Raw genomic sequence first — 6,424 nt, 5'->3', positions numbered from 1 at the left:
TATTTAGTTTTATAGGTTTTCATTTTAAGTTTGTTTTGCTGGTGCATTAGATTTGGAGTCAGCATATGATTTGATAAATGCGGTCTTTTTTCATTATAAATCGCTACTGTTTCTTTAATTATTTGCTTCATAATTGGTAAGTCTTTGTTGTATTTGTCAATATTGAATTCCTGCTTTAAGATGCCGTTTATTCTTTCTGCCACAGCATTTTCGTAGGGATCAGAGTTTTGGGTCATACTTGGGTTTATTTTGTGCTTACTGAGTTCTTTTTGATATTCATTGGCGCAATATTGCAATCCTCTGTCAGAATGGTGTATCAACGGTAATCCCGTGTTTCCTCTCTGCTTAACAGCTAGTTTCAAAGCTACCAAACTGCTTTCTGTATTTAAATTATCAGACACATTATAGCCCACTATTTTCTTTGAATAAGCATCAGTTATCAAACTTAAATAACAAGGTTTCTCTCGTTTTCCGATATAAGTGATGTCCGACACCCAAACCTGTTCTGGCCTGGTTATTTGTAAATCCAGTAGTTGGTTTTTGTACTTTCTAAAGCGATGGTGTGAGTTTGTGGTTATGTGGTACGAACGCTTTGGAACGATCAATAAGTGGTTGGCCCTTAGTATATCAATAAATTTATCCCTTCCTATTTTCAATGTTTTTAAATCTTGATTTAGTAAATAGTACAACTTTTTGGCTCCTAACCTTGGCATTTGTGTTCTGATTTCTAAAACCATTTTCACAACCAATGCTGCCTTGTCCTGCTTGATAATGCGACGTTTTATACTTCGATAATAAACCTGTCTGTCTACCCCGAACAAAGTACAGGCAAACATTACTGTTTGTTTTTCTTGTTCTTTAAAATGGTCGATTGTTCGGGTGACGAGTTTTTTCGGATGTCAATTTGATATTCTTTTTCGGCAATATCAATCATCATATCGAATATGATGGCCTTCTTATCGGCAACGAAAGCTTGCTGTTCTAAAAATGCTTTTTGCTTTTCAAGTAGCTTGACCTTTGCTTCCAGTTCCATTATTTTTTGTTCAGGGGATTTTGGCATATTGGAGGGCGTTTTGTTTTCCCAATCAAAGCTACCAAATTTTCTTAACCATTCAACTATTGTTGAACGTGCCTGGATCCCATATTTGCGGCAAGCTTCATGAGTTGACAACTTGCCATGTTCAATTTCCTGAACTACTTGTAGTTTAAAAGACATTGTGTAGTCTTTCTGTGTACGCTTTACATAGCGGTTTTCTTGGTGGTTTTCCATAAGGATACTTTTTGTGTATCGCTATTTCAGGACAAGACATTATCTAATAATAAATCTAGAATTGAAAATGTATTGATTTTTTTTTATTTTTCTTGGAACACATTGTCTTTGGAGTTGACTGGAATTTCTATATCAATAGTACTTGAAACCCTGTTTTCACCTCATTCAAACTCAGAATTAACTCATCAAATTGCCTACAATATTGCCAGCTTCACTGGAAAGGAAAAACAAGAAAAAACAGAATTATATAAATATGTCAAAAAATATTATTCCATTAGATCAAAACTAGTTCATGGTGAAACTGTAAAGGAAGAAGAATTAAATTCAATTCCGCCTTTCTTTAAGTTTATTTGTGATATAATACTAAAAATAATTAGCGATGATAAATTGATACACGTTTTCAATGATAACCAAAAAAGAAAAGAATTTCTAAATGACAAACTCTTTCAATAAATTAATTAGCTTAGGCAACATTCATTAAACAAACACGTTAAACGAACCATCAAAATTTCATTCAAAAACCTCAAAATACACCATAAAAAAAATCCAGCAAAAGCTGGATTTTCTAATTTATAACAACTTAAAACCTAAGATGCATTTTGAATTTTAATTAAGTTTAAAGCAGAACCTTCATTATACCAACCAATTTGAGCCGCATTATAAGTGTGATTTAATTTTATTAAATCTTTACTTCCATCTGCATGAACCGCCTCAAGAGTTAATTGCTTATCTGGAGCGAATTCATTTAAATCCAAAAAGTTGAAAGTATCATCTTCTTTTATTAAATCGTAATCTGCTTCATTTGCAAACGTTAAGCCTAACATGCCTTGTTTTTTAAGGTTTGTTTCATGAATACGCGCAAACGATTTTACAATAACTGCAGCAACACCCAAGAATCTTGGTTGCATAGCAGCATGTTCTCGCGAAGACCCTTCACCGTAATTATGATCGCCCACAACAATGGTTTTAATGCCTTTAGCTTTGTATTGACGTTGCACATCTGGCACACCACCATACTCACCTGTTAATTGATTTTTAACAAAGTTTGTTTTTTGGTTGTATGCATTTACTGCTCCAATTAAGGTATTGTTTGCAATATTATCTAAATGCCCTCTAAAACGTAACCAAGGTCCCGCCATAGAAATATGGTCGGTTGTACATTTTCCAAAGGCTTTAATTAACAATTTAGCACCTGTAATGCTGTTCCCAATCGGTTCAAAAGGTGCCAATAATTGTAGACGCTCTGAATCTTCAGCAACTTTGACTTGCACATGGCTTCCATCAGCTTCAGGAGCTAAGTAACCATTATCTTTAACTTCAAAACCTTTTGGTGGCAATTCCCATCCTGTTGGTTCATCAAACATCACTTCTTGTCCGTTCTCATTGATTAACGCATCAGTCATCGGATTAAAATCTAAACGTCCTGCAATTGCAATAGCTGCCGTAATTTCAGGCGATGCCACAAACGCATGTGTGTTTGGATTTCCATCAGCACGTTTTGCAAAGTTCCTGTTGAAGGAATGTACAATACTGTTTTTAGGTGCATTTTTAGGGTCGCTATATCGTGCCCATTGTCCAATACAAGGTCCGCAAGCATTCGTAAATATTTTAGCATCCAATTTTTCAAATACTTGAAGAATGCCATCTCTTTCAGCGGTGTATCTTACTTGTTCAGAACCAGGATTAATACCCAATTCAGATTTCATCTTCACCCCTTTATCTAATGCTTGTTGGGCAATAGACGCCGCACGGGATAAATCCTCGTAAGACGAGTTGGTACAAGATCCAATCAATCCCCATTCTACAACTATTGGCCAATCGTTCGCTTTCGCTTTTTCAGTCATGGCTTTACCAACAGTAGTCGATAAATCTGGCGTAAATGGTCCGTTTAATAAGGGCCCTAATTCAGATAAATTGATTTCTATAACTTGGTCAAAATACTGTTCAGGATTTGCATAGACTTCAGGATCTGCTGTCAAGTATGATTTTACTTTATTAGCGGCATCTGCAACATCGGCTCTATCTGTAGCACGTAAATAACGCTCCATAGATTCATCATAACCAAATGTAGATGTGGTAGCACCTATTTCGGCACCCATATTACAAATTGTTCCTTTGCCAGTACAAGACATCGAGAGGGCACCTGGTCCAAAATATTCAACAATCGCCCCTGTTCCACCTTTTACGGTAAGGATTTCAGCTACTTTTAATATCACATCTTTTGGTGCTGTCCAACCAGACAACTTACCTGTTAACTTAACACCAATTAATTTAGGGAATTTTAGTTCCCAAGCCATACCCGCCATAACATCAACAGCATCAGCTCCACCAACGCCAATGGCAACCATTCCTAAACCACCAGCATTCACTGTATGTGAATCTGTACCAATCATCATACCTCCTGGGAATGCATAATTTTCTAAAACGACTTGGTGAATAATACCAGCGCCTGGTTTCCAAAAACCAATACCATATTTATTTGAAACAGATTCCAAGAAATCAAAAACTTCACTACTAACACTGTTTGCATGCTTTAAATCTACCGCAGCACCGTCTTTAGCTTGAATTAAGTGATCACAATGTACCGTTGTTGGAACGGCTACCTTACTTTTACCAGCTTGCATAAATTGCAATAGTGCCATTTGTGCTGTCGCATCTTGACAAGCAATGCGGTCTGGAGCAAAATCAACATAATCCTTTCCTCGAGTAAAAGCCTTCGTTGGAGTTCCATCCCAAAGGTGATTGTATAATATTTTTTCGGAAAGCGTCAACGGTTTTCCAACTACTTCACGGGCTTTATCAACGCGCTCTGCCATTTTGGTGTAAACACCCTTAATCATGTCTATGTCAAATGCCATAATTCTATATAATTTATTTCAGATTTTTAATATTGCAAATTACAAAATTAATGTAAAGTTTTAAAAATAAACCCATCAATACAAAATACAATCATATTAATTTACTATTGTTACATAATAAATTAATATCATTGTATTTTTTACATTTTTAATTGAGGAAAAATGATGATTTAACAAACTACTCTGCTAGTTGAATTTATCCTTTATAAATTTAGAATCCCGTAAATTAGTGAAGGGTCTTTCAAAAAAAACATACAATAGGTATGCTAAATAAAATGAAAGAAACCAAAAAACTATTAAAACGCCCACTTTAGTTACTATCGAAGCATTACTTAGATTGATAAAATATTGGATCGTTAATAAAACAATTGAATAATTAATTAAGTAAACAGCATATGATAAAATGCTGATATAAGTAATTTCACGTTTAAAAAAATGAGCATGATTCCAATTTGAAAAGAGGGGTAATAGCAGTACCAAACTTATTGAAACTAAGGGTAAATAAAAAATATTATAAAATAAAGGCGCATTAATTGGTTTTACATCATACCAAAAAACAAGAAAATGCATTACGAAAAACAAGAAAATCCCAGAAAAGAAAAGCCAAACCTTATATTGCTTCCAAATGGTACTGTAATTGATTGAAAAGAAAGCACCGATAAACCCATAATAAATACTATCTATTCTAAAAATAACAACCTTTCTTAATTCTTTACTCCAATGATGGTCTGAAGTCAATGTATTGTTTAGATGAAAATCAAATCTTAAAAAAGTTACTAAACAGATAATGACCACTACTGACGAAATAAAAAGTTTGTCTTTTGAACTATTTTTAAAAAAAACTAATAGCAAAAACAAAACTAATGGCCCAATGATATAGGCATATTCTTCTATGGACAAACTCCAAGATTCAGTAAAAAAATCAGCTTGACCTTCTGAAAAATTCTGCAGGAATAAAAAATAATGCCCAATACCTGAAATAACCTTTCTGAAAAAAATAAAATATAGAATGATATTTACGAGTAGAATTAAAAAGTAATTAGGCAAGGTTCTAAACCAACGTCTTACCCAGAAATACCCGAAATCTTTGAATGCTGTTTTATTTAAGTGAATCTGCTTTAAAATGATTCCGCCAATTAAAAACCCGCTAAGTACAAAAAATAAATCGACCCCAATGGCTCCAAAAAATTTAATGACCTCAAGAACAAAACTTTCTTTATTTGGAAATAACAACAATGTTGTATGTGAAAAAAGAACTAAAAGAATGGCTAATGCCCTAAAAACATCTAAGCCAAAAATTCTATGCTTATAATCAACATGCACAGAGCATAGATTTAGTGATTAAAACAAACTCTTTATAATTTGTTGTTCAGAGATACCTTCAGCTTCAGCTTTATAATTTTTTATAATTCTATGCCTTAAAATACTATGCGAAACAGCTTGCACATTCTCTATATCTGGTGAAAATTTACCATGAATAGCTGCATGGGTTTTGGCTGCCAAAATTAAATTTTGAGAAGCTCTAGGCCCTGCACCCCAATCAACATAAGTATTTATTAAATCGGTAGCCGCCGTGGTATTTGGTCTTGTTTTTCCAACCATAGTTACGGCATATTCAATCACATTATCTGGTACAGGAATACGCCGCATTAAATGCTGGAATTCGACTATCTCCTCAGCTGAAAATAACGCTTTTACTTTTAATTGTACATCGTTTGTGGTTGTTTTTACAACTTGAACCTCTTCTTCAAAAGAAGGATAATCTAAATTAATAGCAAACATAAAACGATCTAATTGGGCTTCTGGCAAAGGATAGGTTCCTTCTTGCTCTATGGGGTTTTGTGTTGCCAATACAAAATAAGGTAACTTTAATTTGTAATTGTGTCCAGCGACAGTAACTGAGCGTTCTTGCATGGCTTCCAACAAAGCAGCTTGGGTTTTTGGAGGCGTTCTATTTATCTCGTCTGCCAAAATAATGTTGGCGAAAATAGGACCTTTTATAAACTTAAAATGCCTGTCTTCGTCAAGTATTTCACTCCCCAAAATATCACTTGGCATTAAATCGGGCGTGAATTGAATGCGTTTAAAATCCAATCCCAATGCTTGGGCAATCGTGTTTACCATTAAGGTTTTAGCCAAACCTGGCACACCTATAAGCAAGGAATGTCCACCAGAAAAAACAGAAATTAAAATTTGGTTTACTACGTCGTCTTGACCAATGATTACTTTGGCTATCTCTTTTTTAAGTTCTTTATATTTTTCTACAAATTGTTTAACGGCAGCGACGTCTGACATA

General features: G+C 34.4%; 6 protein-coding genes. 1 reads left to right on the top strand and 5 read right to left on the bottom strand.

What is annotated here, in order from left to right; translation table 11 throughout:
- Nucleotides 1-836 (bottom strand): IS3 family transposase (locus CSW08_RS02905; protein ID WP_203226825.1); only part of this gene is annotated, 836 nt, incomplete at its 3' end.
- Nucleotides 836-1,270 carry a transposase gene (locus tag CSW08_RS18220; RefSeq protein ID WP_203226826.1) on the bottom strand — a complete coding sequence of 145 codons (435 nt, stop codon included), beginning with the start codon at nucleotides 1,268-1,270 and terminating at the stop codon, nucleotides 836-838. The genes CSW08_RS02905 and CSW08_RS18220, both read right to left, overlap by 1 nt.
- A 108-nt stretch (nucleotides 1,271-1,378) precedes the next feature.
- On the opposite strand from CSW08_RS18220, the gene CSW08_RS02900 reads away from it, so the two are divergent.
- Entirely contained in the window at nucleotides 1,379-1,723 is a 345-nt protein-coding gene (locus CSW08_RS02900; protein ID WP_394337021.1) for a hypothetical protein, read from the top strand.
- Nucleotides 1,724-1,857: 134 nt separating this feature from the next.
- Here the strand turns inward: CSW08_RS02900 and CSW08_RS02895 are convergent, their stop codons facing one another.
- From CSW08_RS02895 to CSW08_RS02885, 3 genes are all read right to left on the bottom strand, one after another.
- Nucleotides 1,858-4,128 (bottom strand): aconitate hydratase, encoded by a 2,271-nt coding sequence (locus CSW08_RS02895; RefSeq protein WP_106658408.1) that lies wholly within the window; start codon nucleotides 4,126-4,128, stop codon nucleotides 1,858-1,860.
- Nucleotides 4,129-4,314: 186 nt separating this feature from the next.
- Entirely contained in the window at nucleotides 4,315-5,451 is a 1,137-nt protein-coding gene (locus CSW08_RS02890; RefSeq protein ID WP_106658407.1) for an acyltransferase family protein, read from the bottom strand.
- A gap of 18 nt (nucleotides 5,452-5,469) precedes the next feature.
- Nucleotides 5,470-6,423, bottom strand: coding sequence for an AAA family ATPase (locus CSW08_RS02885; protein ID WP_106658406.1), 954 nt, complete (start codon nucleotides 6,421-6,423; stop codon nucleotides 5,470-5,472).
- Nucleotide 6,424: the final 1 nt, after the last annotated feature.

Source organism: Confluentibacter flavum, assembly GCF_002843175.1.
Classification (GTDB): Bacteria; Bacteroidota; Bacteroidia; order Flavobacteriales; family Flavobacteriaceae; genus Confluentibacter; species Confluentibacter flavum.
Note: the sequence above shows the minus strand (reverse complement) of the source record. Positions and strands in the feature narration are given on the sequence as shown.

What these genes read in the sequence shown, in the direction of transcription:
- CSW08_RS18220 (WP_203226826.1), bottom strand. Translation starts at nt 1,270, where the DNA reads ATGGAAAACCACCAAGAAAACCGCTATGTAAAGCGTACACAGAAAGAC.
- CSW08_RS02895 (WP_106658408.1), bottom strand. Translation starts at nt 4,128, where the DNA reads ATGGCATTTGACATAGACATGATTAAGGGTGTTTACACCAAAATGGCA.
- CSW08_RS02885 (WP_106658406.1), bottom strand. Translation starts at nt 6,423, where the DNA reads ATGTCAGACGTCGCTGCCGTTAAACAATTTGTAGAAAAATATAAAGAA.